The sequence below is a fragment of the Brevundimonas sp. genome (assembly GCF_016742135.1).
GTDB lineage: Bacteria > Pseudomonadota > Alphaproteobacteria > Caulobacterales > Caulobacteraceae > Brevundimonas.
The window spans coordinates 64,704-88,106 of record NZ_JACVCG010000001.1; the positions used below are offsets into that span (position 1 = coordinate 64,704).

Annotated in this window: 21 protein-coding genes; 17 read left to right on the forward strand and 4 right to left on the reverse strand. The window is 69.0% G+C overall.

What is annotated here, in order from left to right; translation table 11 throughout:
* Positions 1–7 precede the first annotated feature (7 nt).
* The 12 genes from ccmI to IBJ06_RS00440 all read left to right on the forward strand — a co-directional run bounded on the left by ccmI (position 8) and on the right by IBJ06_RS00440 (position 13,065).
* Entirely contained in the window at positions 8–862 is an 855-nt protein-coding gene (gene ccmI / locus IBJ06_RS00385) for a c-type cytochrome biogenesis protein CcmI (RefSeq protein ID WP_292156536.1), read from the forward strand.
* Entirely contained in the window at positions 862–1,332 is a 471-nt protein-coding gene (ccmE, locus tag IBJ06_RS00390; RefSeq protein ID WP_292156537.1) for a cytochrome c maturation protein CcmE, read from the forward strand. The genes ccmI and ccmE overlap by 1 nt, the downstream gene beginning before the upstream one ends.
* Complete coding sequence (locus IBJ06_RS00395) at positions 1,329–3,335, forward strand: heme lyase CcmF/NrfE family subunit (protein ID WP_292156538.1); 2,007 nt, start codon at positions 1,329–1,331, stop codon at positions 3,333–3,335. Before ccmE ends, IBJ06_RS00395 begins: the two co-directional genes overlap by 4 nt.
* Positions 3,332–3,859, forward strand: a complete 528-nt coding sequence (locus IBJ06_RS00400) for a cytochrome c-type biogenesis protein (protein ID WP_292156539.1) — start codon at positions 3,332–3,334, stop codon at positions 3,857–3,859. The genes IBJ06_RS00395 and IBJ06_RS00400 overlap by 4 nt, the downstream gene beginning before the upstream one ends.
* 118 nt (positions 3,860–3,977) lie before the next feature.
* Positions 3,978–5,540, forward strand: coding sequence for a trypsin-like peptidase domain-containing protein (locus IBJ06_RS00405; RefSeq protein ID WP_292156540.1), 1,563 nt, complete (start codon positions 3,978–3,980; stop codon positions 5,538–5,540).
* A gap of 68 nt (positions 5,541–5,608) precedes the next feature.
* A complete protein-coding gene (locus tag IBJ06_RS00410; protein ID WP_292156541.1) occupies positions 5,609–6,280 on the forward strand; it encodes a response regulator transcription factor in 672 nt (223 codons plus the stop codon).
* Between the two features lie 160 nt (positions 6,281–6,440).
* Positions 6,441–7,853, forward strand: coding sequence for a HAMP domain-containing sensor histidine kinase (locus IBJ06_RS00415; protein ID WP_292156542.1), 1,413 nt, complete (start codon positions 6,441–6,443; stop codon positions 7,851–7,853).
* On the forward strand, positions 7,850–10,735 hold the full coding sequence (locus IBJ06_RS00420) for a bifunctional [glutamine synthetase] adenylyltransferase/[glutamine synthetase]-adenylyl-L-tyrosine phosphorylase (RefSeq protein WP_292156543.1): 2,886 nt from the start codon (positions 7,850–7,852) through the stop codon (positions 10,733–10,735). The genes IBJ06_RS00415 and IBJ06_RS00420 overlap by 4 nt, the downstream gene beginning before the upstream one ends.
* 64 nt (positions 10,736–10,799) lie before the next feature.
* Positions 10,800–11,474: an EF-hand domain-containing protein gene (locus IBJ06_RS00425; protein ID WP_292156544.1), complete on the forward strand. Its 675-nt coding sequence runs from the start codon at positions 10,800–10,802 to the stop codon at positions 11,472–11,474.
* Positions 11,475–11,540: 66 nt separating this feature from the next.
* Complete coding sequence (locus IBJ06_RS00430) at positions 11,541–12,104, forward strand: RNA polymerase sigma factor (protein WP_292156545.1); 564 nt, start codon at positions 11,541–11,543, stop codon at positions 12,102–12,104.
* Positions 12,105–12,106: 2 nt separating this feature from the next.
* Complete coding sequence (locus tag IBJ06_RS00435; RefSeq protein WP_292156546.1) at positions 12,107–12,550, forward strand: hypothetical protein; 444 nt, start codon at positions 12,107–12,109, stop codon at positions 12,548–12,550.
* Positions 12,547–13,065, forward strand: coding sequence for a periplasmic heavy metal sensor (locus tag IBJ06_RS00440; RefSeq protein ID WP_292156547.1), 519 nt, complete (start codon positions 12,547–12,549; stop codon positions 13,063–13,065). The genes IBJ06_RS00435 and IBJ06_RS00440 overlap by 4 nt, the downstream gene beginning before the upstream one ends.
* Before the next feature lie 2 nt (positions 13,066–13,067).
* On the opposite strand, the gene IBJ06_RS00445 is transcribed toward IBJ06_RS00440, so the two are convergent.
* On the reverse strand, positions 13,068–15,464 hold the full coding sequence (locus IBJ06_RS00445; protein WP_292156548.1) for an ATP-binding protein: 2,397 nt from the start codon (positions 15,462–15,464) through the stop codon (positions 13,068–13,070).
* An 83-nt stretch (positions 15,465–15,547) separates the two neighbouring features.
* Complete coding sequence (locus IBJ06_RS00450) at positions 15,548–16,177, reverse strand: hypothetical protein (RefSeq protein ID WP_292156549.1); 630 nt, start codon at positions 16,175–16,177, stop codon at positions 15,548–15,550.
* A 173-nt stretch (positions 16,178–16,350) separates the two neighbouring features.
* On the opposite strand from IBJ06_RS00450, the gene IBJ06_RS00455 reads away from it, so the two are divergent.
* Both IBJ06_RS00455 and IBJ06_RS00460 read left to right on the forward strand, forming a co-directional pair.
* Positions 16,351–17,079, forward strand: a complete 729-nt coding sequence (locus IBJ06_RS00455; protein WP_292156550.1) for a hypothetical protein — start codon at positions 16,351–16,353, stop codon at positions 17,077–17,079.
* Positions 17,072–17,830, forward strand: a complete 759-nt coding sequence (locus IBJ06_RS00460; protein ID WP_292156551.1) for a class I SAM-dependent methyltransferase — start codon at positions 17,072–17,074, stop codon at positions 17,828–17,830. The genes IBJ06_RS00455 and IBJ06_RS00460 overlap by 8 nt, the downstream gene beginning before the upstream one ends.
* 48 nt (positions 17,831–17,878) lie before the next feature.
* Here IBJ06_RS00460 and IBJ06_RS00465 read toward each other — a convergent pair whose 3' ends face one another.
* Positions 17,879–18,532 (reverse strand): DUF4126 domain-containing protein, encoded by a 654-nt coding sequence (locus tag IBJ06_RS00465; protein WP_292156552.1) that lies wholly within the window; start codon positions 18,530–18,532, stop codon positions 17,879–17,881.
* Between the two features lie 194 nt (positions 18,533–18,726).
* Between IBJ06_RS00465 and IBJ06_RS00470 the strand changes: the two genes are divergently transcribed.
* On the forward strand, positions 18,727–20,574 hold the full coding sequence (locus tag IBJ06_RS00470) for a monovalent cation:proton antiporter-2 (CPA2) family protein (RefSeq protein ID WP_292156553.1): 1,848 nt from the start codon (positions 18,727–18,729) through the stop codon (positions 20,572–20,574).
* 36 nt (positions 20,575–20,610) lie between these two features.
* Here IBJ06_RS00470 and IBJ06_RS00475 read toward each other — a convergent pair whose 3' ends face one another.
* A complete protein-coding gene (locus IBJ06_RS00475; RefSeq protein WP_292156554.1) occupies positions 20,611–21,201 on the reverse strand; it encodes a DUF4168 domain-containing protein in 591 nt (196 codons plus the stop codon).
* 334 nt (positions 21,202–21,535) lie between these two features.
* Between IBJ06_RS00475 and dusA the strand changes: the two genes are divergently transcribed.
* Positions 21,536–22,558, forward strand: coding sequence for a tRNA dihydrouridine(20/20a) synthase DusA (dusA, locus tag IBJ06_RS00480; RefSeq protein ID WP_292156555.1), 1,023 nt, complete (start codon positions 21,536–21,538; stop codon positions 22,556–22,558).
* Positions 22,558–23,379, forward strand: a complete 822-nt coding sequence (locus IBJ06_RS00485) for a sulfite exporter TauE/SafE family protein (RefSeq protein ID WP_292156556.1) — start codon at positions 22,558–22,560, stop codon at positions 23,377–23,379. The genes dusA and IBJ06_RS00485 overlap by 1 nt, the downstream gene beginning before the upstream one ends.
* The last annotated feature ends 24 nt before the right edge of the window (positions 23,380–23,403 follow it).

Here is a 23,403-nt window from a genome sequence, read left to right on the forward strand (position 1 = left end):
GCCGGGCATGCTGATCTTCTGGACCCTGACGGGACTGGCCTGTGCCATGGCAGGGCTGCTGATCCTGAGTGCCGCCCGGGCTGCGGGGCGGGCCGGACCGCTACCGGACGGAGAGGCCGTGCGGGGGCGGCTGCTGGCGCGGGACCTGGCCGAACTGGACCGGATGGCCGCGCGCGGGGTGCTGGCCGGAGCCGAGCTGGAGTCGGCCCGGGCCGAGGTCGCGCGTCGGCATCTTGAAGCGAGCGCCGGCGAGCCTGCCCCCGCGACCGATACGGCGGCGCGGCGCGGTCAGGCGCGTTGGGTGCTGGCGGGGGCGGGGGCGACCACGCTCGCGGCGCTGGCCATCTACCTGGGGGTTGGAAGCCCCGGGGTGGCGGATCAGCCCTATGACCGCAGGGTGGCGGAATGGGCGGAGACGCCCGGCATGCTGGATGCGCCGCGTCTCGCCGCCGTGATGGAGCGGGAGGCGGCGTCCCGCCCTGACAATTTCGAGGCCCAGTCCCTGCTGGGCGCGGCGCGGTTCGAAGCAGGAGACCCGATCGGTGCAGCCTCGGCCCTCCGCCGGGCCGCAATGCTCAGGCCCGAGGATGCCAGGACCTGGGCGCGGCTGGGTGAGGCGCTGGTGCGGACCCAGGACGGAGAGGTCGGCAGCGATGCCGAGATGGCCTTTCTGCGGGCGCTGGAGCTCGACCCCGGTCAACTGGGCGCGCGCTATTTCCTGGGCGAACTGGCGCTTGAGCGCGGCGAGGCGGCCCGGGTGCATGAGATGTGGGGGCCGTTGATCGCGGTTCTGGCGCCGACCGATCCGCGCCGCCTCGATCTGGAATCGCGGCTACCCTCCCTGTCGGGGAGTGAGGGCTGATGGGCTGGATGCCGAAATCGCCGAAGGCGCGCAGGCGTCTGTGGGTGGTCATGGCGGCCGCCCCGGTGCTGGCCGTGGCCGTGGGACTGAGCCTGTGGGCCATGCAGGATACGGTGACCTTCTTCGTCTCGCCGTCGGAAGCGACCGAGGAGGCCGCGCCGCCAGGCCGGGCCATGCGGCTGGGCGGTCTGGTCGAGGCGGGCAGCGTGGAACATGAGGCCGACGGCAAGGTGCGGTTCCGGGTGACCGACAATGCGGCGTCCACCCCGGTGATCTATCAGGGCAATCTGCCGGACCTGTTCAAGGAAGAGCAGGGCGTGGTGGTCGAGGGCGAGTTCCGCGCCGATCGCACCTTTGTCGCGCGTCAGGTGCTGGCCAAGCACGATGAGACCTATATGCCGCGCGAGGTGGCCGAACGGCTGAAGGAACGCGGCGAATGGCGTCCTGAAGACGGCGGGGCCCGGCCGTGATCGTCGAATTGGGGGCCTTTGCCCTGTGTCTGGCGCTGGCGCTGAGCGGACTGCAGGTGGCGGCCTCGGTCGCGGGCCGCCTGCGGTCCAGCCCGGTGCTGGCCGGAGCCGGTGAAGGCGCCGGCCTGGCCGCCTTCCTGGCCGTCGGGCTGGCCTTTGGCGTGCTGATTTACGCCTTTGTTGTCTCGGACTTTTCGGTCTCGAACGTGGCGCTGAACAGCCATACCCACAAGCCGATGCTGTACAAGGTGGCCGGGGCCTGGGGCAGCCACGAGGGATCGCTGCTGCTGTGGTGTCTGGTGCTGACCGGCTTTGGTGCGTTGCTGGCCCGGGCGCGCACGGGAGATGCCGGTCTGCCGTTCGGGCTGAAGGCGGTGGCGGTTGCCGTGCAGGGCGGGCTGGGCGCGCTGTTCCTCGCCTTTGTGCTGTTCACGTCCAATCCGTTCTCGCGGCTCGACCCGGTGCCGGTCGAGGGCGCGTCACTGAACCCCCTGCTGCAGGACCCGGCGCTGGCCCTGCATCCGCCGCTGCTCTACGGCGGCTATGTCGGCCTGTCGGTGTGCTTCTCGCTGGCCGTCGCGGCCCTGATCGAAGGACGGCCGGGGGCGGGCTTCTGGCCGGCCTGGGGACGCTGGATCCGGCCGTGGGCGCTGGCCAGCTGGGCGCTGCTGACCGCCGGCATCGCTCTGGGCAGTTTCTGGGCCTATTACGAGCTGGGCTGGGGCGGCTGGTGGTTCTGGGACCCGGTCGAGAACGCCAGCTTCATGCCCTGGCTGGCGGCGGCGGCCCTGTTGCACAGCGCGGTGGTGACCGAGCGGCGCGGGGCGCTGATCGGCTGGACGGTGTTTCTGGCGCTGGTGGCCTTCTCCCTGTCGATGCTTGGGGCGTTTCTGGTGCGGTCCGGCGTGCTGACCAGTGTCCATGCCTTCGCCGTCGATCCGGAGCGGGGACTGATGCTGCTGGGCATACTGGGCCTGACGGCGGGCGCGGCCTTTACCCTGTTCGCGCTCAGGGCCGGGCAGCTGACGGGCAAGACCCTGTTCGCGCCGATCAGCCGCGAGGGCGCGCTGGTGATCAACAATCTGTTCCTGTCGGTGGCCGCCGCGACCGTGCTGGTGGGAACCCTTTATCCCCTGATCCTCGAGGCGGCGGGCGGGGCGACGATCTCGGTCGGGCCGCCCTATTTCGCCGTGACCTTTACCCCCCTGATGGCCATGGCGCTGATCATCCTGCCGATGGGGCCGCTGCTGGGCTGGAAGCGCGGCGATCTGATCGGGGCGCTGCAGAGACTGGCCTGGGCGGCGGGGCTGTCGCTGGTTTTCGCTCTTGTGGCGTGGGGCCTGTTCCAGCCGCGTCAGGCGCTGACCGGGGCGGGTCTGGCGCTGGGGGCCTGGCTGGTGCTGGGCGCGCTGGCCGAACTGGCCGAGCGGATACGTTTGTTCGGCAAGCGCACACCCGGCGAGCTGGGGCGGCGCACGCGCGCCCTGCCGCTGGCGGCCTGGGGCATGACGGCGGCGCATGCGGGGCTGGGTCTGTTCGTGCTGGGTGCCGTGGTCGAGACGGGGCTGAAGGTCGAGGCGGCCCGCCCGCTCGAAATCGGCCAGACGATTGCTGCGGGCCCCTATCAGGCGACGCTGCGGTCGGTCGAGATCCGCGAAGGCCCCAACTATCTAGCCGAGAGCGCGACGCTGGAGGTCGAACCTCTGGGCGGCGGGCGGCCCGAGACTGTGCGCGCCGAAAAACGCTTCTTCCCGGCGGGGGGGCAGACCACCACCGAGGTCGGCCTGAGCTTTCACGGGCTGGATGACGTCTATCTGGTGCTGGGCGAGCGGCGGCTGAGCGAGGCCGGCGAGCGGGCGTGGACGGTGCGCATGAACTGGAACCCCTGGGCGCGGCTGATCTTTCTGGGACCGGCGCTGATGGCGCTGGGGGGGCTGTTGTCGCTGATGGACCGGCGGCTGCGGACCGCCGACACGACCCGGCGCAGGAAGGCTGCGACATGAGGCGGCTGCTGATCCTTGTGCTGATGCTGGGACTGGCGGGCTCGGCGCTGGCGCAGGAGCCGCCGCCCGCCCCCGACCGTCCGCTGGCCCGGCCGGACCAGGAGGCCCGGGCCCAAGCCCTGTTCGAGGACATCCGCTGCGTCGTCTGTCAGCATGAGTCGATCGCCGATTCGCCGGCGGGCGTGGCGTCAGACATGCGGCGCTGGGTGCGCGACCAGATCGCCGAGGGCCAGACCGATGCCGAGGTCCGCCAGGGTCTGGTGGCGCGCTACGGCGACTATGTGCTGTTCACGCCGCCGGTGCGACCGGGCACCTGGCTGTTGTGGGGGCTGCCGCTGATGCTGGTGCTGGGCGGCGCGGGGGTGCTGGTATGGTTCGCGCGCAGGCGGCCTGATGGGGTCGAGCCCACCGCCGATCTGACCCCGGCGGAGCGAACGCGGGTCGACACACTTCTCAAGGCGGCAAGAACCGGCCCCGAAGATGACGCAACTTCGCCGCCAAAAACCCGCGACGGGACGCCCTGATGTCCGGTGCCGCCGGTCATGCCGTATCGCGGCGATTGGTGATCGGGGATAAGGGCCTATATCGTCACGCATGTGCCGGTCCGATTTCGGGCGGCGCGGCCGATCAAACAGGAACCGGATGTTGAAGCGCAAGGAGTTCATCATAGGCGCGGCCGCAGGGCTGCTGGTGGCGGTGGCGGCCACGGCGGGCGGTCTGATTCGCTGGCCCGGCATGGACGGCAGCCTGTTGTCGGTCAACGGCCCGATCACGCCGTCGGCGGGTGCGCCGGGGGCCGCCTTTGGTCCGCCGCCGGGTGCACCGGTCAGCTTTGCCGACATCTTCAACCAGGTGGCCCCGGCCGTCGTTCAGATCGATGTGCGGACCCGCGTGCCGCGCCGCGCCGAGACGTTCCGGATTCCGGGGCTGCCGTTCGAGTTCGAGGGGTCCGAGGGCGAAGGCCAGACTCCCGAAGGCGAAACGACTCTCGGGGCCGGTTCGGGTTTCTTCATCTCGGAGGACGGCTATATCGTCACCAACAACCATGTGATCGCCAATGCCGAGGAGATCACCGTGCGGCTGGCGGACAACCGGGTGCTGCCCGCGCGTCTGGTGGGCCGCGACGAAAGCACGGACCTAGCGGTCATCAAGGTCGATGGCGGGCGGTTCCCCTATGTCAGTTTCGAGGAATCGGCCGAGCCGCGCGTCGGCGACTGGGTCATCGCGGTCGGCAATCCCTTCGGCCTGGGCGGCACGGCCACGGCGGGCATCGTCTCGGCCAAGTCGCGGGACCTGCAGGATGTGTCCAGCAACTATGTCGACTACATCCAGATCGACGCGGCCATCAACCGGGGCAACTCCGGCGGGCCGACGTTCGACATCTATGGCCGCGTGATCGGCGTAAACACGGCGATCTTTTCGCCGACCGGGGGCTCGATCGGCATCGGTTTCGCCATTCCGGCCAATACGGCCAAGACCATCACCGACCGGCTGATGCGTGGCGAGCAGATCGAGCGCGGCTATCTGGGCGTCACCATCGCCGATCTGGAGCCGTTCCGCGAAGCCATGGGCCTCGAGGCCGGGATCAACGGGGCCCTGATCAATGATGTGACGGCTGGCGGCCCGGCCGCACGGGGCGGTCTGCGTCCCGGCGATATCGTCCTCGAACTGAATGACGCACCGGTCTCGGGGTCCACCGACCTGACCCGCCGGGTCGGCGCGGCCAGGGTGGGCGATACGCTGAAGGTTCTGGTGCTGCGCGGCGAGCGGCGGCTGGTCGCCCGGGTGCAGGCGGCCAAACGCCCGTCGCAGTCGGAGCTGGATGCGCTGCAGGCCCCCGCGCGCCGTCCGGTGCCAGACGCCAGCCCGGGCGAGGTCGTCGCCGGGCTGACCCTGGCGCCCATGACCCCCGAGCTGCGTGCCAAATACGCCATCCCCGCCGGGGTCAACGGCGTGGTCGTGGTGGCCGAGGCCCGGATCGGGCAGAGCCGGTTCGTGCCGGGGGTCGTCATCCTGCAGGCCGGGGTGAACCCGGTGCGCAGCATCGCCGACATCCAGGCCGAGATCGCCCGGGCGCGCGCGGCCGGTCGGGACGAGTTCTTCATCCTGGCCTGGTCCCCGGACGGGAACGGCTCGGTGCTGCTGGACGTGCCGCCGCAAGCGGCGGCCCCGCCCCGGGCGCGGGCTCCGGCGACGAAGCAGTAAGGAAACGGGCCGGGATCGGCTATCATCGAGGACGAATCCCGCAGGTGCGGGAACGAAGGGAGAGGGCGATGCGCATTCTGGTGGTCGAGGACGACGCCGAAGCGGCGACGGCGATGGTTCGGGGCCTGACCGAGGCGGGGCACGATGTGGTGCATGCCGTGGACGGCGCGTTCGGTCTGCTGGAGGCGCAGAAGGGCGGCTATGACGTCTATGTCGTCGACCGGATGATGCCGCGCCTCGACGGCGTGGGCATGGTCGAGACGGTGCGCAAGAACGGCGACCAGACGCCGGTGCTGTTCCTGTCGGCGCTGGGCGAGGTCGAGGACCGGGTGACGGGCCTGCAGGCGGGGGCCGACGACTATCTGGTCAAGCCCTATGCCTTTGCCGAGTTGATCGCGCGGGTCGAGGCCCTGTCGCGGCGGCGGGAAACCGGCTCGGTCGCGACCGTGCTCAAGGTCGGCGACCTGGAGATGAACCTGATCAGCCGCGAGGTGCACCGCGCCGGCCAGGAGATCGACCTGCAGCCGCGCGAGTTCCAGCTGCTGGAATTCATGATGCGCCACGCCGGCCAGTCGGTGACCCGCACCATGCTGCTGGAGAAGGTCTGGGAATACCATTTCGACCCCCAGACCAATGTCATCGACGTCCACATCAGCCGCCTGCGCTCCAAGATCGACAAGGGCTTCGACAAGGCCATGCTGCAGACCGTGCGCGGCGCGGGATACCGGCTGGAGGCGTGAAGTCAGTGGCGAGTGGCGAGTGCCGAGTGCCGAGTGAACAGACAAGCGTAGGCCGGGCGAAGGGGACGAACGCGAGGTCCGGTACACCCGGGGTTGAGGGTTGGCTGCATATGGCACTGACCTCTCGCCACTCGCCACTCGTCACTCGCCACCTGCCGTAATGCGGCTCCCCTCCCTCTTCCGGCGGACGCCGTTCCGGCTGACGCTGCTGTTTCTGGCGCTGTTCGCGACGGCGGCGGCGGCGGTGCTGGCGTGGGTCTATGTGGCCTCGGCCAATGAGGCCCGGCTGAGGGCCGAGGAGGCGGTGCGCGCGGAGGTCACCACCCTGACCGGCATCTACGATGCGCGGGGGCTGGACGCGCTCAACATGGCCGTCATTGACCGGACGCTGAGCCGCGACACCTTCCTCTATCTGCTGATCGACGCCGAGGGGAACCGGGTCAGCGGCAGCCTCAACGTCTCGCCCCTCCCGGACTATGAGGGCGGCACCGTCTGGCACACCTTTCCGATGACTGACACCCTGCCCGACGGGCGGGTGGTAAGGCCCCAGTCGCGCGGCGTGCAGATGACCCTGCGCGGGGGCGAGCAGCTGTTCGTCGGCCAGTCGCTGGGGGATACCGAGGCCTATCTGGGGCGGCTGACCCAGGCCCTGTGGGGGGCGATGGGGATCGTGGTGCTGCTGGGCCTGCTCGGCGGTCTACTGGTCAGCCGCAATCTGGAACGCGCCATGGCGCGGCTGAACCGGACCGTGCTGGCGGTGCAGGACGGGAATCTGAAGGCCCGGGTCGCGGTGCGCGGTTCGGGCGACGAACTGGACGAGCTGGGCCAGGGCCTGAACGGCATGCTGGACCGGCTGGAGGCCTCAATGGCGTCGATCCGCCATGCAGGGGATGCCATCGCCCACGACCTGCGCTCGCCGCTGACCCGCATGCGGGCCAAGCTGGAGGTGGCCCTGATCGACGCCGAGGCGGGCAAGGTCAGCGGAACCGAGGCGCTGGAACTGGCCCTGTCCGAGGCCGACGACCTGCTCAAGACCTTCAACACGGTGCTGGCCATCGCCCGCCTGCAGGCGGCGGCGGGGTCGGGCAATATTCCGGATGCCAAACGGTTCGATGCCGCCGATCTGGCCGCCGATCTGGCCGAACTTTACGAGCCGGCCGGCGAGGACAAGGGGCTGGAGTTCTCGGCCGAGATCGAGCGCGGGCTGGATATCATCGGCAACCGGCCCTTCCTGACCCAGGCCCTGGCCAACATCATCGACAATGCCATCAAATATACGCCGGAGGGCGGGGCGGTGAAGCTGAGGGCGCGGCGGCGGTCCTCCGGCGAGATCGAGTTCTCGGTCACCGACACCGGGCCGGGCGTGCCCGAGGAAGACCGCGAACGGGTGATCGAGCGCTTCGTGCGTCTGGACAACAGCCGGACCGAGCCGGGCTCGGGTCTGGGTCTGGCCCTGGTCGGGGCGGTGATGGAGGCCCACGGCGGCCGTATCCAGCTGGACGAGGGGCCGGGAGTCTATAACGGTCAGGGGCCGGGTCTGCGGGTGGCGCTGGTGCTGGCCGCGGCGCCATGACGGCGAGGACGGGCGAGGCGCTGGCCGACCGGATCGGCCCCTGCGGCCCGACGCTGGCGGCGCCGGGGCTGGAGACCCTCAAGACGCAGCTGGACGAGGCCGGGCTGGGGCCGTCGTTCGACACGGCCTGGCCGGCCCTGGCCCCGGTGTTCGCCGCCTCGCCCTATCTGGCGTCGCTGGCGCGGAGGCGACCAGAGGCCTTGGGCGAAATCCTCGGGGCCAGTCCCGAGGCGGCTCTCGCCGAAATCCTGATGCGGACCGAGGCCCTGACGGGCGGGGCCGAAGACATGAAGCGCCCGCTGCGGCAGGCCAAGGCCGACCTGCATCTGATGACGGCGCTGGCCGATCTGGGCGGGGTCTGGGATCTGGAAGCCGTGACCGGGGCCCTGTCGCGCTTTGCCGATGCGACGTGCCGGGCGGCGCTCAGGGCCGTGGCCCACGACCTGCGCGAGCGGGGCCGGTTGGTCTCGACCCCCGACCCGGACAATCCGATCCCCGGCCTGTTCGGCCTGGCCATGGGCAAGCATGGGGCGCTGGAGCTGAACTATTCCAGCGATATCGACGTCTCCCTCTTCTACGATCCCGAACGGCTGGCGGGCGCGCTGGCCGAGGGCGTCGAGATGCAGCGCACCGTCGACCGGGCGGCCCAGGCCTTTGCCGCCCTGCTGACCGAGCGAACCGGCGACGGCTATGTGTTCCGGGTGGACCTGCGATTGCGGCCCGATCCCTCCTCGACCCCGCCGGTCGTGGCGGTGCCCATGGCGCTGGACTACTATGAGGGCGTCGGCCAGAACTGGGAGCGGGCCGCCTTCATCAAGGCGCGGGCCATGCTGGGCGACCGCGCTGCGGGGCGGGAGTTCCTGGAGGCACTGGTGCCCTTCGTCTGGCGCCGCAGCCTCGACTATCAGGCCATTCTGGATGTGCAGTCGATCAAGCGGCAGATCCATGTGCACAAGACCGGCGAGGGACTGGAGGCCGCCGGCGCCAATCTGAAACTGGGCCGGGGCGGCATTCGTGAGATCGAATTCTATGCCCAGACCCAGCAGCTGATCCTGGGGGGACGCGATCCGGCGCTGCGGTTGCCGGCGACCCTGCCGGCGCTGGCGGCCCTGACCCGCGCGGGCCATGTGCCGGAGGCGACCCGAGCGGCCCTGAGCGCCGCCTATATCCGGCTGCGCGGGCTGGAACACCGGGTGCAGATGCTGGCGGATGAGCAGACGCATGCCCTGCCGGTCGATGACGCCCGCAGACGGGCGGTTGCGGCCCTGTCGGGCGAGGCCGATCTGGCGGCGTTCGACGCCTCGGTCGCGGCCCTGCTGGCCGAGGTCAACCATTTGTACGGCGACCTGTTCGAGGGCGAGGAATCGCTGTCGTCCGACTATGGCAGTCTGGTCTTCACCGGGGTCGAGAACGATCCCGAGACCCTGGCCACGCTGGAGCGGATGGGCTTCGCCGAACCGGCGACGGTGTCGGACATGATCCGCAGCTGGCACCACGGGCGCATCCCCGCGACCCGCACCGCGCGGGGGCGCGAGCTGTTCACCCGGCTGGCCCCGCGCCTGCTCGAGGCCCTGGCCGCGACCGGGGCCCCCGATCAGGCCTTTCGTCGATTCGCCGTCTTCTTTTCCGGTCTGTCGGCGGGGGTGCAGATCCAGGCCCTGTTCCTGAATCAGCCCGCGCTGTTCGACCTGGTGGTGCGGGTGATGGCCTGGGCGCCGCGACTGGCGCGGGCGCTGGGTCGGGACCCGGCGGCGCTGGACAGTATGCTGGACGCGCGCTTCCAGATTCCGCTGGATGACGATACCGGGGTCGTCGACCAGATGTGGGCGGAGGCCGCCGCAGCCGGGGACTTCGAGGCGGCCATGGATGCGGTGCGACGTCTGCACCGCGACCAGCGGTTCCGCATCGGCCTTCAGACCCTGACAGGGCAGGCCGATGTCGAGGCGGCGGGACGGGCCTATACGGTCCTGGCCGATGCCTCGATCCAGGCCCTGGCCCACGCAGCCCTGACCGAGGTTACCCGCCAGTCGGGACGCATGGAGGGGTCGGTGGCCGTGGTGGCGCTGGGCAAGGCGGGCTCTCGCGAGATGACGGCGGCCTCGGACCTCGATCTGATCACCGTCCACGAAGCCCCGCCCGAGGCCCTGTCCGAGGGGCGGGGCCTGCCGCCGGAGACCTGGTACGCCCGGTTCACCCAGAGGCTGATCGCGGCGCTCTCGGCCCACACCAGCCAGGGGGGGCTGTATGAGGTCGACATGCGGCTCAGGCCCTCGGGCTCCAAGGGACCGCTGTCGGTCAAGCTGGCGCGGCTGACGGACTATTATGCGGGCGAGGCCGACACCTGGGAGTTCATGGCGCTGAGCCGGGCGCGGGTGGTCTGGGCCAGCGATCCGGCCTTCGGCGCGCGCGTCGCGGTCGTGCTCGAGGATGTGGTTCGGGCCCACGGGCGCACGCCGGAAGCGCTTGCCCATGACGTGCGGGCCATGCGCGACCGGATGATGCGTGATCTGCCGCCGGGCGGCTTCTGGGACCTGAAGCGGGTCGCGGGCGGGCTGGTCGATGCCGAGTTCGTCGCCCAGTACCGCCAGTTGGTGCGCGCCGCGACGGGAGGGGGCGTGACGGTATCGACGCTGGAGGCGCTGGCGGATGATCCCGATCTGGCCAGGGCGTGGCGGACCCAGCAGGGCCTCGCCCAGATCTTCGCCTGTGCCTTCAACGAAAAGCCGGTGCCCGAGGAGGAACCCGCCGGTCTGCAGGCGCGGTTGGCGGAGGTCGGGGGCCAGACCGATCTGGCGGGGCTGAAGGACCATCTGGCCGCCCTGCGCGAGCGGGCCCGGCTGCGGTTCGAGGCCGTGCTTCCGCCGGTCGCGACGGAATCCTGAAAGCCCCTGCGTTAGACGGACTGGACAAGGGGACGTCCGATCTGACGATCAAGGAGCAAGACCCATGAAAACATCCATCTGGATCGGCGGCGTGGCCGCCATGGCGCTGGCGATGTCCGCCGGTGTTGGGGTGGCCCAGCAGGCCTCCGCACAGGATCCGGGCCAGAACGCGGGCAGACAGGACCGCATGGCCCGCGCCGACGCGAACGGAGACGGCCGTATCAGCCGGGCCGAGTTCACCGCCGGTCGCCTCGACCGCCTGCGTGCCGCCGACGCCAATGGCGATGGTATCGTGACGCCCGAGGAAATGGCCGCCGCGCGCGAAGCCCGTCAGGCCGAATGGGCCGACCGTCACTTCGCCCGTCTGGACGCCGACGGCAACGGTGCCGTGACCCGCGCCGAGTATGATGCCGCGCGGGACGCCCGGGTTGAGCGCAGGGGTGAGCGCCGGGCCGAACGCGGCGATCGCGGCCAGCGTCGCGGTATGCGTGGCCCGGGCCGGGGTCAAGGCTGGGGTCATCGCATGGGCGGTGAGGGCATGCGAGGCGGTGCCGAACGCGGCCCGGTCGTGATCGCCGAGGTCGAGGCCCGCATGGCTGAAGGCTTTGCCAGACTGGATGCCAACGGCGACGGCTATATCACCGCCGAGGAGCGTCAGGCGGCCCGCCAGGGCATGCGCGAGGAGCGCCGCGAACGTCGGCAACAGCGTCGCTCGCAAGCGGCGGCGTCTTCGGAGTAGGGTGAATGTCGGGCGAGGCGATCCGGGATCGACGGCCCTCAGTCTTTAGCGAGACAGGACAACCGTTTGCCCGTGATCGCCGACCCCGATCAGGAACTGGTGGCCCGGGTGGCCCGGGGCGACCCGCAGGCCATCCAGGCGCTGGTTTCCATGAAGCTGCCGCGCATGATGGCGCTGGCCGGACGGATGCTCGGCGACCCTGCCGAGGCCGAGGATGTCGCGCAGGAAACCCTGCTGAGGGCCTGGAAACAGGCCCCGCGCTGGAAGCCCGGCAAGGCGAGGTTCGATACCTGGCTGCACAGGGTGGCGATGAACCTCTGCTACGACCGGCTGCGTCGGCGCCGCGAGATCGCCACCGACGCCGTGCCCGAACAGGTGGACGACGGGGCGGCCCCGGATCGCGGTCTGCTGGCCCGGGACGTGGGATTGCGGGTCGATGCGGCCCTGCGCGCCCTGCCCGAGCGACAACGCGAGGCGGTGGTGCTGTGTCATTATCAGGAGCTCGGCAATATCGAGGCCGCCGGGATCATGGGTGTGAGTATCGAGGCTCTGGAAAGCCTGCTGTCGCGAGGACGGCGGGCGTTGCGGGCGGCGCTGGCCGACCTCAACCCGGCCTCTGAAGGAGAGTGATGATGAAGGCCGAACGCTTTCAGATGATCGTCGAGGCCTATGGGGCCGACCCGGCGCGCTGGCCCGAGGCCGAGCGTGACGCGGCGCTGGCATACGCCGATCAGGCAGGCGAGACGGCCCGGGCCGTGCTGGCCGAGGCGCGGGTGCTCGACGTGGGGCTGGCGGGCCATGCCGCGCCCTTGCCGGATGCGGCCGCCTTTGCCCGGGCGCTGACGGGCGCCGGGGCGGCGCTGACAGCTGTGCCGCGTGTGCGGGGCTTCCGCCTGCCCGATTTCGGACTGGACCGGTTCCGGCTGGCGTCCGGCGCGGGACTGATGGCGGCGGCCTGTGCCGGCGTGATGTTCGGGGTGACCCTGAGTGACCGGCTGACGGCGGATGTGCAGGCTGACGCCGTGCTCTATCAGGCGACCCTAGGCGGAATCGACGATACGGAGGTGTTGGGATGAGCGCACGCGCGATGAAGATCGGCCTGATCGTTCTGGCCGTGATCAATGTGTTCGCCCTGGCGGCCGTGGCCACCATGGCGGTGTCGCTGAACCGGATCGAGAGCCGGGTCGACGATCAGCGTCGTCCCGGGCGCCCGGACGGCAATGCCTGGGCCATGCTGGCCACCCTGTCGCCCGAGGCCCAGTCCCGCGTGCGGTCCGCGCTGCGCGAGTCGGCCCTGTCGGCCCGGCCCGATTTCGAAGAGGCCCGCACCGCCCGCAGGGCCGCGTTGAGCAGGGCGCTGGAAACCCCCTATGACGGTGAGGCCGTGCGGACCCTGCTGGCTACCTCGCGCGAGGCGGAACTGCGCGGACGGGCCCGGATCGAGGACGATACCACTGCCCTGCTGGCCACCCTCAGCCCCGAGGAACGCGCGGCGGTGGCCCCGCTGCTGGCGCGCCATGGTCCCCGGCTTCGGGGCGGTCGGGACCGGGGCGAACGCGGAGAGCGACGCGAGCCCCCTCCCGCCGAATAGGGTCAGGCCGCCTCGCGGTGTCCGCTGTCCTGTGCGGGGGGCACCAACGGCAGGGTGAAGGCGACGGTGGTGCCCTGACCGGGCTCGCTGTCGATCCACAGTTCGCCGCCGTGCAGTTCGATCAGCGACTTGGTGAGGGCGAGGCCGAGGCCCGTGCCCTGGGTAGTCTTGGAGTGCTGGCCCTCGACCTGTTCGAAAGGCCGCGCCAGCCGCGCCACATCCTCTGCGGCGATGCCGATGCCGGTGTCGGTGACCGCGATCCGGATCATACCCGTCTCGCCCTGACGCGCCTGCACCTGGATATGGCCGCCCTCGGGCGTGAACTTCACCGCGTTCGAGATCAGGTTCAGCATGACCTGTTTGAGGCCCCGGTGGTCGGCCTGTATCTCGGGCAGGGTGTCGGGCGCGTCGAGGGTCAGGGTCAGGCCCGCCTCGGCGACCTTGCCCCGCATCAGCCGGGCCGCGTCCTCGCAGATGTCGTGAACCGAAACCGCCTCGTAGTGCAGGGTCATCTTGCCCGACTCGATCTTGGCCATGTCGAGGATGTCGTTGATCAGGCTGAGCAGATGCTGGCCCGATTTCAGGATGTCGGCGGCGTATCCCTTGTAGCGCGGATCGCCCAGCGGGCCGAACATCTCGGCCGTCATGATTTCCGAGAAGCCGTTGATGGCGTTCAGCGGCGTGCGCAGTTCGTGACTCATATTGGCCAGGAACTCGGACTTGGCCTGGTTGGCGGCCTCGGCCCGGGTCATGGCGACCTCGTATTTGCGGGCCAGCAGGCTGAGCTTTTCCTGGCTGGCCTCCAGCTTTTCGACCATGGCCCGCAGCGAGTCGGCGGCGCGCTGGCGCTCGGCCTCCTGACGCTTGATGGCGGTGATGTCGGCGGCGGTGACGACCGTGCCGCCATCGGCCGTAAACCGCTCGACCAGCTGTAGCCACCGCCCGTCGTTCAACTCGACCTCGCGGGCACCACTGCGACCGCCGGCCGCCGGATGCTCGGCGCGAATGGCGAGGGCGGCGATGCGGTTCAGATCATCCTTCCTGGCCCCCCTGCGCACCATGCCGGTCTCGAAGCCGAAGGTATCGACGAAGGCCTGGTTCCACAGGATCAGCCGGTCGGCCCGATCGAACAGGACAAAGGCGTCCGAGACGCTCTCGATACCGTCACGCAGCCGGCTTTCGGCGGACTGGGCCTGGGCCTTGGCGCGGCGCTCCTCGGTGATGTCCAGCGCCACGCCCAGAATGGCGGAATAGCCGGTCTCGCCGCGCGCGCCGCGCGACTGGCCCCGCGCGTCGATCCAGCGGGGGCGTCCATTGACGTCGGGCACGGGGAAGCTGGCTTCGAACGCGCCGAAGGTCGCGGCCTGACGCAGGGCATGCATCAGGGCTTCGCGATAATCCGGATGCACCCGCTCGATGAAAGCTGCGGCCGGCATTGCGCCCGGCTGCTCCACGCCCATCATGACGGCCATATAGTCGGACAGGATCACCTCCTCGCGCTCGAGGTCCCATTCCCAGACGCCGCAGCGCGCGCCCTCGACCGCGATGCGGAAGCGACGCTCGGTTTCCGCCCATTCGCGTCCGGCGCGGGCCGAGCGCGCCTGCTGCAGCAGCACGGCCAGCAACACCAGAACCCCGACCAGCAGGGGCGCCATCAGCACCCAGGCGTCGTCGAGCAGGGCGGTGGCCCCGACCGCATCCGGGCGCGCGCCGACGACCAGAAGACCGGTATCGCCCACCGGCACCGCCACGCGGCGGAAGCTGGGGCCCGTCGCCGGCACCACCGAATGGATTCGCCCGTCCGCTTCGGGCGCATCCCCGGTCAACCCCATCCAGAGCGAGGTCTGGCTTGCCGTCTGGCCGCCTGCCCCGATCACCGTGCGTCCCACGCGCAGGGCCAGCACCCCCTTTTCGGGCGCGACCGCGGCCGGGGGCAGGGGGATGCGCGCCACCGCGTCGCGTCCGTCCGCCGTGGTGCGCCGGATCAGCAGGGCCTGCCCGTCCGGGTCGGCCACGGGCGCCGCATCGCGCGCGGGAAGTGGCCGGAAGTCGGCCCCAGAGCCCCCTCTCGCGATCTCGATCTGGCCCGCGGCGTTCAGGAAGGCCACGGCCAGGTCGTCAGGCAGGTCGCGGCTGGCGCCGGACAGGGCCTGTTCAGCCACGCGGATGCGCAGCAGGGTGTCGGAGGCCAGCCGACCGGCCTCGGCCACCATGGCCTGGTCCCGCAATTGGTCGGACTCGCGCACGGGCTGGGCCATTTCCCGCCCGAACAACAGGACATAGCTGGCCACGCCCAGGGCGACGATCAGAATCAGCACCCGCACCCATGCCGGTGAGGCGCTACCGCGATCCGCCTTGCGGCGCCCGGTGGGATTGATGCGTCGCTCTGTGGCGCGCAAGCGTCTTCTCCCGGCCCGAAGTGTTCCTGAACCGGGAATCTAGGCTGCGTCGCCTCGCGGTGTCGAGGTGCCGAATACCGGTGTCAGGCCGCCTGTGTCGCGCGGGACTCGGTAGGCGCGTCGGGGAGGGGCACAGACCGGCTGGACATCCGGGTTGTCGCCTGTTCCGTGACCGGAGCGGTCGTGGTGACCTCGGTCACGTCGCGCACCAGATCGCGTGCGGCCTCGGCCAACCGGCGCATCTCGGGCGGGGCGTCGTCGGGCACTTCGGACACAGCCGCGATCATGGCCTCGGCCAGGGCCAGAAGGCGCGGCGCGGTGGCAATCAGTCGGGCCTGATACTCGATGCGCTCCGGGTCGCGGTCGTACTCGGCCCCGGGCACGCGCCAGCCGCCCCAGTCCTGGGGGTCAGTGACCACGACCGGATAGGTGCCGGGAAAGGGATGGTGCGGACAGTCGTCGGCGGTCTGCCATTTGTTGCGGGCCCGCAGCAGGCGCCAGCGCGCATCGCCCTCGGACACGGCCACGGGGTCCTCGACGGCCACCGCCAACTCCTGCGCGAGGAATTCACGCCCTAGACCGACATCATAGGTAACGCGCACGGGCTCATCGAACCCCTTGGCCCAGACGGGCTGGACCTGTTCGATCCGGGCCCAGACGCCGACGCATTCGACCCAGACCTTTTGACCCTTCTGGAATTGTGCGCGCGCCATCAGACCCTCCTTCGGTGCCTGCAGTATCGGGTGCGGGCGTTAGCGCCCGGTTGGGAAACGGGGTGAAGCAAGGGTGAACGCGGCGGTCACGCTGTCTGCGGCTGTTTCGGCGCGATCTCTTGACGTGTGCGGCAGATGAGTGGCCAATCGCCTGTGAAAGCGGAGGGTTTGCAATGCATGAAGACGAGACCGGGCGGTTTGTATCGAAGCTCCAGTCGATCGTGATTATTTCGATCTTTGTGGTGGGCCTGGTAATTCTGGCATTCGGCTTCACGCTGGAAGACCGCTTTCTTGGAGGAACCCTTCAGGCCGTCGGCGGCGCACTGCTCGGCTCTGCAGCGAGCATTCTGCTGGCCGCAATTCTGGAACGACCGGCTGTGGTCCAGGTCAGAAATACACTGATCGCCACGCTGGGCGCGCGATTGCTGTCGGACAACGAAGAACTGGAGCGGATGCGCCGCAAATGGCATCAGTACCACCTGACCGTTTATGACGGAAAAAAGGTGTGGCGATACAAAATCGTAGATCTCTCGGTCGATTCCAGCCTGAATAGCGTCGCTGCCAGATTCCAGGTTCTGGACCCCCGGACCGAAGGCAAGCGACACGTCTATAAGGTCGAGGCGGGTGTCCGGGGCCGTCGGGTCATCTTCTTGCAAAGCCGCACCGAAGGCGGCGAGGACGAAGTTGTGTACGTCTATCCGCGGATGGCGGCGGGCTTCATGCGGGTTGCGTCGGGATTTGCCTTCATGGAGTCTTGGGACGGCCAAAGTCTGGTGACGCAGACCATTCTGTCGAGCGAGCCCCTCGCCGCGATCGCCGTTGGTACAGTGCCTGACGAACACTCCGAGACCATTACGAAGGCGTGGGAAGAAGGCATGTCGGGAGCTGTCCAGCTTGCCTGATACCAGCAAGACCTGGATGGACATGATGTTTCGCGAGCACGCGGACCTGTTCCTCAAGGTGTCCGAGCGCAGGACTGACCTCGACGCGGCCGTAGCCTTCCTCAAGAGTATCACGCCCCGCCCGCCGGAGCGGATCGTGGACCTGGCTTGTGGCGGCGGTCGTCTGACGGTCGCGATGGCGGCCTGGGGCGGCCATGTTACCGGCGTCGACATGTCAGATGAATTTCTGGCCTATGCGTGGGCCCGGGCGGCAGGGCTGGCCAATGTCGAGTTTCGCAAGGGCGATATGCTGACAGACCAGATCTACGAAGAACTGGGCGATGTCGATCTGATCACCAGACTGTATACGTCGCTGGGATACTTTAATGAGCGACAGGAAGAGCGTTTTATAAGAAACTGCCTTAAGCGCCTTAAAAACAACGGCGTTCTTGTGCTGGACAGCATCAATCACGCGTCATTTTTATCGAACCCCTATCAAGAAACAAAATCCGATTACGGTGACCTCAAGCTTCACGAGTATTATTCCAGGAACGAGTCCCATGACTCTATAGATTGTGCGTGGGTTTACAAAAGGCCGGAAGCCGAAGTGGTAATCCCGTTCTCTCTTGGGAAGATGGATATCAACAGGATCAGGGGCATATTTAACGAAGAACGCACTGATCTTAGAATATTCTCCGGATTTGATGGAGCCGAGCACGCATCCCCGCCCGGGGATTCCACGCGCGTGACGCTGGTGGGTATCAAGACCTGATAAGGGGCACTGTGAATTTCTCCACCAGCCTGCCGCTGGCCCAAGGCGTCAGGTTCGACGTCTAGCCGACAGGGCGGGTGCGGTCGTCGGAGTGCGGTGATCCTTGCGCCAATGGTTGTAGACCGCCCGCAGCACCAGAAAGCCGATCAGGATCACAACCGGGATCAGCAGCGGCATCAGGAAGGCGATCAGCACGGTGCCGACACTCACCACATCGTCGACGACGCTGAGCAAGGGATTGGCCATGCCGGCGGTGGACAGGGTCGAGGCCGCCCGCGTGCCGCCCTGGGCTGCGCCAAAGGCCAGCGCCGTCGGGGCGCCCACGATGATGCCGGCAATGGCGGCTGCGGTCGGGTCGAGGCCCACGAACATCGACCCGGCCACCATCGCGCCCGCGACCGGTCGCGCGATCAGCCCGACCGCATGCAGGGCATTGTCGAGCACCGGCACCTTGTCAGAAACAATCTCGATGAGGGTCGCAAGACCCAGGGCGGCGATGGCCGTGTTGGACGTCATCCACAGCATGCCGTCGTTCAGCTCGATGCCGAACAGCTGAAACCTTGCCGCCAGCGCTGCCATGAAGAGCGGCACGAAAATGCGAAGGCCGGACGCTGCTGCGAGCCCGAGCGCCAGCAGCACCGGCAGGACCCAGGTTGCCAGGATGCCGGAGACGGGCAGGCCCTGTAGAATATCACCCGTCATCACACGCGCTCCATTCGTTCGCCACGGCCCCTTCGAACAACGTCCGGCGAGGCGTTCCGGCTCCCGCGCCTCACCTTCCTGCAGCGGGACCCTCGATCCACCGCAGGGTGCCGGCACGCCCTACGATATACCCAGTACGGTCGGCGCGTCTCTTCTGCTATTCAACGGGCTCACGGGGCTGGAGGGAGACGGGCATGGCCGATGCAGCGGGCGGACTGGGGCTGGGGCATGCGGCGGCGCTGCTGGCGGCGGGAGTGGTCGCCGTGCCGGTGTTCCGGAAGCTCGGGCTGGGCTCGGTGCTGGGCTATCTGGCCGCTGGTCTGGCCATAGGGCCCTTTGGCCTCGGCTTGTTTTCAGAGCCGGAGACCATTCTTCACGTCGCCGAGTTCGGCGTGGTCATCTTCCTGTTCATCATCGGGCTGGAGATGCGACCGACGCGATTGTGGTCGCTGCGAAAGGAGATCTTCGGCCTCGGTGCGGCGCAGGTGGCGGCCTGTGGATTTCTGCTGACCCTGACCGGCATGGCGCTGGGCCTGTCGCCGGCCGTCGCCTTTGTCGGGGCCATGGGCTTCGTCCTCAGTTCCACGGCCGTGATCATGCAGATGCTGGAGGAGCGCGGCGAGATGGGTGCGCCGTCCGGCCAGCGGGCGGTGTCGATCCTGCTGCTCGAGGATCTGGCGATCGTGCCGCTGCTGGCGGTCGTGGCCGTGCTGGCCACGGTCACCGGCGTCAATACGGTCGAGGGCCCGCCCCTGTGGCAGACGGTCGGTCTGGCGCTGGCGGCAATCACCGCCGTGCTGGTGGCCGGGCGGTTCGTCATGAATCCGGTGTTCCGGATTCTGGCGCGGTGGGGCGGGCGCGAGGTGATGACCGCCGCCGCCCTGCTGGTCGTGGTGGGTGCGGCCTGGGTGATGAATCTGGGCGGACTGTCGATGGCCATGGGTGCGTTCCTGGCCGGAGTGCTGTTGTCAGAATCGACCTTCCGCCACCAGTTGGAGGCCGACGTCGAGCCGTTTCGCGCCATCCTGCTGGGCCTGTTCTTCCTGAGCGTCGGCATGGCGCTGGACATCGCCGTGGTGGTCGCCGACTGGCAGCTGGTGATCGGCGGTGCGATCGCCTTCATGGCGGTCAAGGCCGTGGCCATCTATGGCGTGGCGCGGCTGTTCAAGGCGCGTGAGCGCGAGGCGGTCGAGCGGGCGGTGCTGTTCGCCCAGGGCGGCGAGTTCGCCTTTGTCCTCTATGTGGCGGCGGGCACGGTCGGCCTGTTCGACGCGCGGATCAGCGCGGCACTGACGGCCATCGTCATTCTGTCGATGGTGCTGACGCCCGTCACGACGATACTGCTGGGGCGGCTGATGCCCCGGGAGACGCAGGACCCCGGCGCGATGGATGGCATCGAGGTGGCCGAAAACCTGCGCGAGCGGGTGCTGATCATCGGCTTTGGCCGCTTTGCCCAGGTGGTGTCCCAGCCGCTGCTGGCGCGCGACGTCGATGTGTCGATCATCGAGAACGATGTCGAGATGATCCAGGCGGCGGGCCAGTTCGGCTTCAAGGTCTATTACGGCGACGGGACGCGGCTGGACGTCCTGCGCGCTTCGGGCGTCGACAAGGCCGAGGCGGTGCTGGTCTGTATCGACAAGCCGCAGCAGGCGGACCGCATCGTCGAGCTGATCCGGGCAGAGTTCCCGCTGACCAAGCTGTTCGTGCGCGCCTTTGACCGGGGCCATTCGCTGCGGCTGATCGAGGCGGGGGTCGATTATCAGATCCGCGAGACCTTTGAGTCGGCGCTGGCGTTCGGCGAGCAGGTGCTGAAAGAATTGGGCGTCTCGGACATCGAGGCGCGCCAGACTATTGACGATGTACGCAGGCGCGACGACGAGCGGCTGACGCTGCAGCTGTCGGGCGGTCTGCAGGCCGGTCGGTCGCTGATGCGGGGCAATATGCCGACACCGCAACCGGCGCCCTATATCAAGCCGCACCGTCAGGGCCGTCTTCTGAACGAGGAGGCCGTCGAGGCCGAAGAAAAAGCGGCGACCCCGTAAGGAGCCGCCGCTTCATCAGATCAGGTTTCCCCGGGTTTATTGGCCGCGCTGCGCGTCGGCCAGCAGCATGCGGGCCTGTAGCGCCGGGTCGCTGCTGACGGCATTCGAGATGGCGTTGAAGCGGTCGATCGTCAGGCCCGAGCTTTCGACCACGGCCGCCATTTCAGCCTGCTGCTCGGCGGTCGGGGTTCCGCCCTGGATGCCCGCGGCGATCTGCTGGATACGCCCCATGGCCGAGGAGAACTGTTCGACCTCCTGATCGGTGACCGACGCGGCGACCGAGCCATCCGGCGACGGCGGCGTCATGACCACCGCCATGCGGGCCTGCAGCACCGGATCGCTGCTGACCGCCTGGGAAATGGCGTTGAAGCGGTCGATGGTCAGACCGGAGTTCTCGACGATGCCGGCCATTTCGGCCTGCTGTTCGGCGGTCGGGGTGCCGCCCTGGATCTGGGCGGAAATGCCGGACAGCTGCTCCATGGCCGCGCCGAACTTCTTCAGTTCGTCATCGGTATAGCCGGGGTCCTGGGCAGCGGCGACCGCTGGCGAAACGGGGGTCGGGGCGGCCTGGACGGCACCCGCCATCAGGGCCACGGCAGAGACGGCAGCAAGAAGAGGAATACGCATGGAATAGTTCCTTCCGGGGAGGTTGGAGGTACAGGATGAAACGGGCAAAGCCCGGATCCGGTTCCATAACCGGATGCCGAAGTTATTGAAAAACAACAACTAGCGGTCTTGGAGGGAAGGCTACAGTCTCCCGTCCCGCGATGCAACTAAGGCCGGGGTGGGACCAAAATTCGTACAACCCTGCCGCTGCATGGGCCCGAGGCGGTTTAAGCCTTGCCGGACATGCGACCCCGGGGCGGCGCGTGCGGGGCGACAATGAGGCGGGCCTTGGCTGGCGTGCGGAAAGTGCACGGCGAATTCCGGTTCCCCCTGTTTTGGTGTATCGCCCCCCGCCATGACCCATGCCGCCCACAGGCTGAGCGTCGCCCCCATGATGGACTGGACCGACCGGCATTGCCGGGCCTTCCACCGGTCCCTGACCCGCCGGGCCATGCTCTATACGGAAATGGTGACCGCCGATGCGGTGATCCATGGCGACCAGACGCGCCTGCTGCGCCACGACCCGGAGGTCGGGCCGGTGGCCCTTCAACTCGGAGGGTCGGATCCGAGGGCCCTCGCTGAGGCCGCGCGGGCCGCGATGCCGTTCGGCTATGACGAGATCAATCTCAATGTCGGCTGCCCCTCGGACCGGGTTCAGTCGGGGCGGTTCGGTGCCTGCCTGATGCGCGAGCCGGCGCTGGTCGCCGACTGCATGCGGGCCATGGCCGAGGCCGTGCCGGTGCCGGTGACGGTCAAGTGCCGGATCGGGGTCGACGACCAGATCCCGGAACAGGCCCTGTTCACCCTGGTCGAAGCCTGCGCCCACGCCGGAGTCGATCACTTCATCGTCCACGCCCGCATGGCCTGGCTGAAGGGTCTGTCGCCAAAAGAGAACCGGGACATCCCGCCACTGGACTATGATCTGGTGCGGCGGCTGAAGCGCGAGCGGCCGGACCTGACGGTGGTGCTGAACGGCGGGGTTCCCTCGGTCGAGGCGGCGCAGGATCTGCTGCAGCCGCAGGACGGGGTGGCACTGGACGGGGTCATGCTGGGGCGCACCGCCTATCATGAGCCGGCGGGGCTCGGCCGGGTCGATCCGCTGATCTTCGGCGAGGGTGAGGCGCGTTCGGTCGAGCAGACGCTTGCCGCCTACCGCCCCTATATGGCCGCGCGGCTGGAGGAGGGCGTGCATCTGCCTGCCATGGCGCGTCACATGCTGGGCCTGATGCACGGGCGGCCCGGCGCGCGCAGCTGGCGGCGCATCCTGACGGTCGACAGTATCCAGCCCGGCGCCGGTCTTGAGGTGCTGGATCGGGCGCTGGAGGCCGTCCATGAGGCCGAGGCCCGGGCCGCCGCGCGGCTTGAGTCCGCCGCCTAGTGGCGCTGAGCCTCCCCGACATTCTCAGCCTGATCGCCGGTCTGGCCGCTGCCGGGGTGTTCGCGGGGCTGATCGCCGGCCTGTTCGGGGTGGGCGGCGGCACGGTCATCGTGCCGGTGCTGTTCTGGGCCTTTGCCCTGCTGGGGCTGGGCGGCGAGGCCAATCTGCATGTGGCCATCGGCAGCTCCCTGCTCAGCATTGTGCTGACCTCCTGGCGGTCACTGGCCGCGCACCGCGCGCACGGGGCCGTCGATGAAGTCGTGCTGAAGACCTGGACCCCCTGGGTCGGCGGCGGGGCGCTGGCCGGGGCCTTCATCGCCGGTCTGGTGTCGATGCAGGGGCTGGCTTGGATCTATGCGATCTTTCTTGGCCTGATCGCGGCCCAGCTGGGCCTGATGCCCGAGCGCTTCACCCTGGCCCGGGATGTGCCGACGGGCTGGGGCAGGCGCGGCTGGGGCACGGCCATCGGCGGTCTGTCGGCCATGATGGGGATCGGCGGCGGCAGTTTCGGCGGGCTGATGCTGACCCTGTGTGGCCGGCCGATCCATCAGGCGGTGGCGACGGCCTCGGGCTTTGGCATGGCGATCGGGGCGGCGGCGACCGTGGGCTTTGTCGTGTTCGGCTGGTCGGCCGAGGGACGGCCGCCGCTGTCGCTGGGCTATGTCAATGTACCCGCCGCCCTGGTGATCGGGGGGCTGACGGCTTTCGTCGCGCCGTGGGGGGCGAAGCTGGCGCACCGGCTGGACCGGCGGCTTCTGCGCCGGTTGTTCGGCCTTTATCTGATGGCGACGGCGGCCTCGGTGCTGTTCAAGGCGCTCTAGCCCGCCTCGCCATGCCTGTTGCAC

Excerpts from the sequence above, each read along its gene's own strand:
- IBJ06_RS00470 (WP_292156553.1), top strand. The coding sequence starts at position 18,727 with ATGGCCGATGCAGCGGGCGGACTGGGGCTGGGGCATGCGGCGGCGCTG.
- IBJ06_RS00465 (WP_292156552.1), bottom strand. The coding sequence starts at position 18,532 with ATGACGGGTGATATTCTACAGGGCCTGCCCGTCTCCGGCATCCTGGCA.
- dusA (WP_292156555.1), top strand. The coding sequence starts at position 21,536 with ATGACCCATGCCGCCCACAGGCTGAGCGTCGCCCCCATGATGGACTGG.
- ccmI (WP_292156536.1), top strand. The coding sequence starts at position 8 with ATGCTGATCTTCTGGACCCTGACGGGACTGGCCTGTGCCATGGCAGGG.
- IBJ06_RS00440 (WP_292156547.1), top strand. The coding sequence starts at position 12,547 with ATGAGCGCACGCGCGATGAAGATCGGCCTGATCGTTCTGGCCGTGATC.
- IBJ06_RS00420 (WP_292156543.1), top strand. The coding sequence starts at position 7,850 with ATGACGGCGAGGACGGGCGAGGCGCTGGCCGACCGGATCGGCCCCTGC.
- IBJ06_RS00400 (WP_292156539.1), top strand. The coding sequence starts at position 3,332 with ATGAGGCGGCTGCTGATCCTTGTGCTGATGCTGGGACTGGCGGGCTCG.
- IBJ06_RS00415 (WP_292156542.1), top strand. The coding sequence starts at position 6,441 with ATGCGGCTCCCCTCCCTCTTCCGGCGGACGCCGTTCCGGCTGACGCTG.
- IBJ06_RS00425 (WP_292156544.1), top strand. The coding sequence starts at position 10,800 with ATGAAAACATCCATCTGGATCGGCGGCGTGGCCGCCATGGCGCTGGCG.
- IBJ06_RS00435 (WP_292156546.1), top strand. The coding sequence starts at position 12,107 with ATGAAGGCCGAACGCTTTCAGATGATCGTCGAGGCCTATGGGGCCGAC.
- IBJ06_RS00475 (WP_292156554.1), bottom strand. The coding sequence starts at position 21,201 with ATGCGTATTCCTCTTCTTGCTGCCGTCTCTGCCGTGGCCCTGATGGCG.
- ccmE (WP_292156537.1), top strand. The coding sequence starts at position 862 with ATGGGCTGGATGCCGAAATCGCCGAAGGCGCGCAGGCGTCTGTGGGTG.
- IBJ06_RS00450 (WP_292156549.1), bottom strand. The coding sequence starts at position 16,177 with ATGGCGCGCGCACAATTCCAGAAGGGTCAAAAGGTCTGGGTCGAATGC.
- IBJ06_RS00410 (WP_292156541.1), top strand. The coding sequence starts at position 5,609 with ATGCGCATTCTGGTGGTCGAGGACGACGCCGAAGCGGCGACGGCGATG.
- IBJ06_RS00405 (WP_292156540.1), top strand. The coding sequence starts at position 3,978 with ATGTTGAAGCGCAAGGAGTTCATCATAGGCGCGGCCGCAGGGCTGCTG.
- IBJ06_RS00455 (WP_292156550.1), top strand. The coding sequence starts at position 16,351 with ATGCATGAAGACGAGACCGGGCGGTTTGTATCGAAGCTCCAGTCGATC.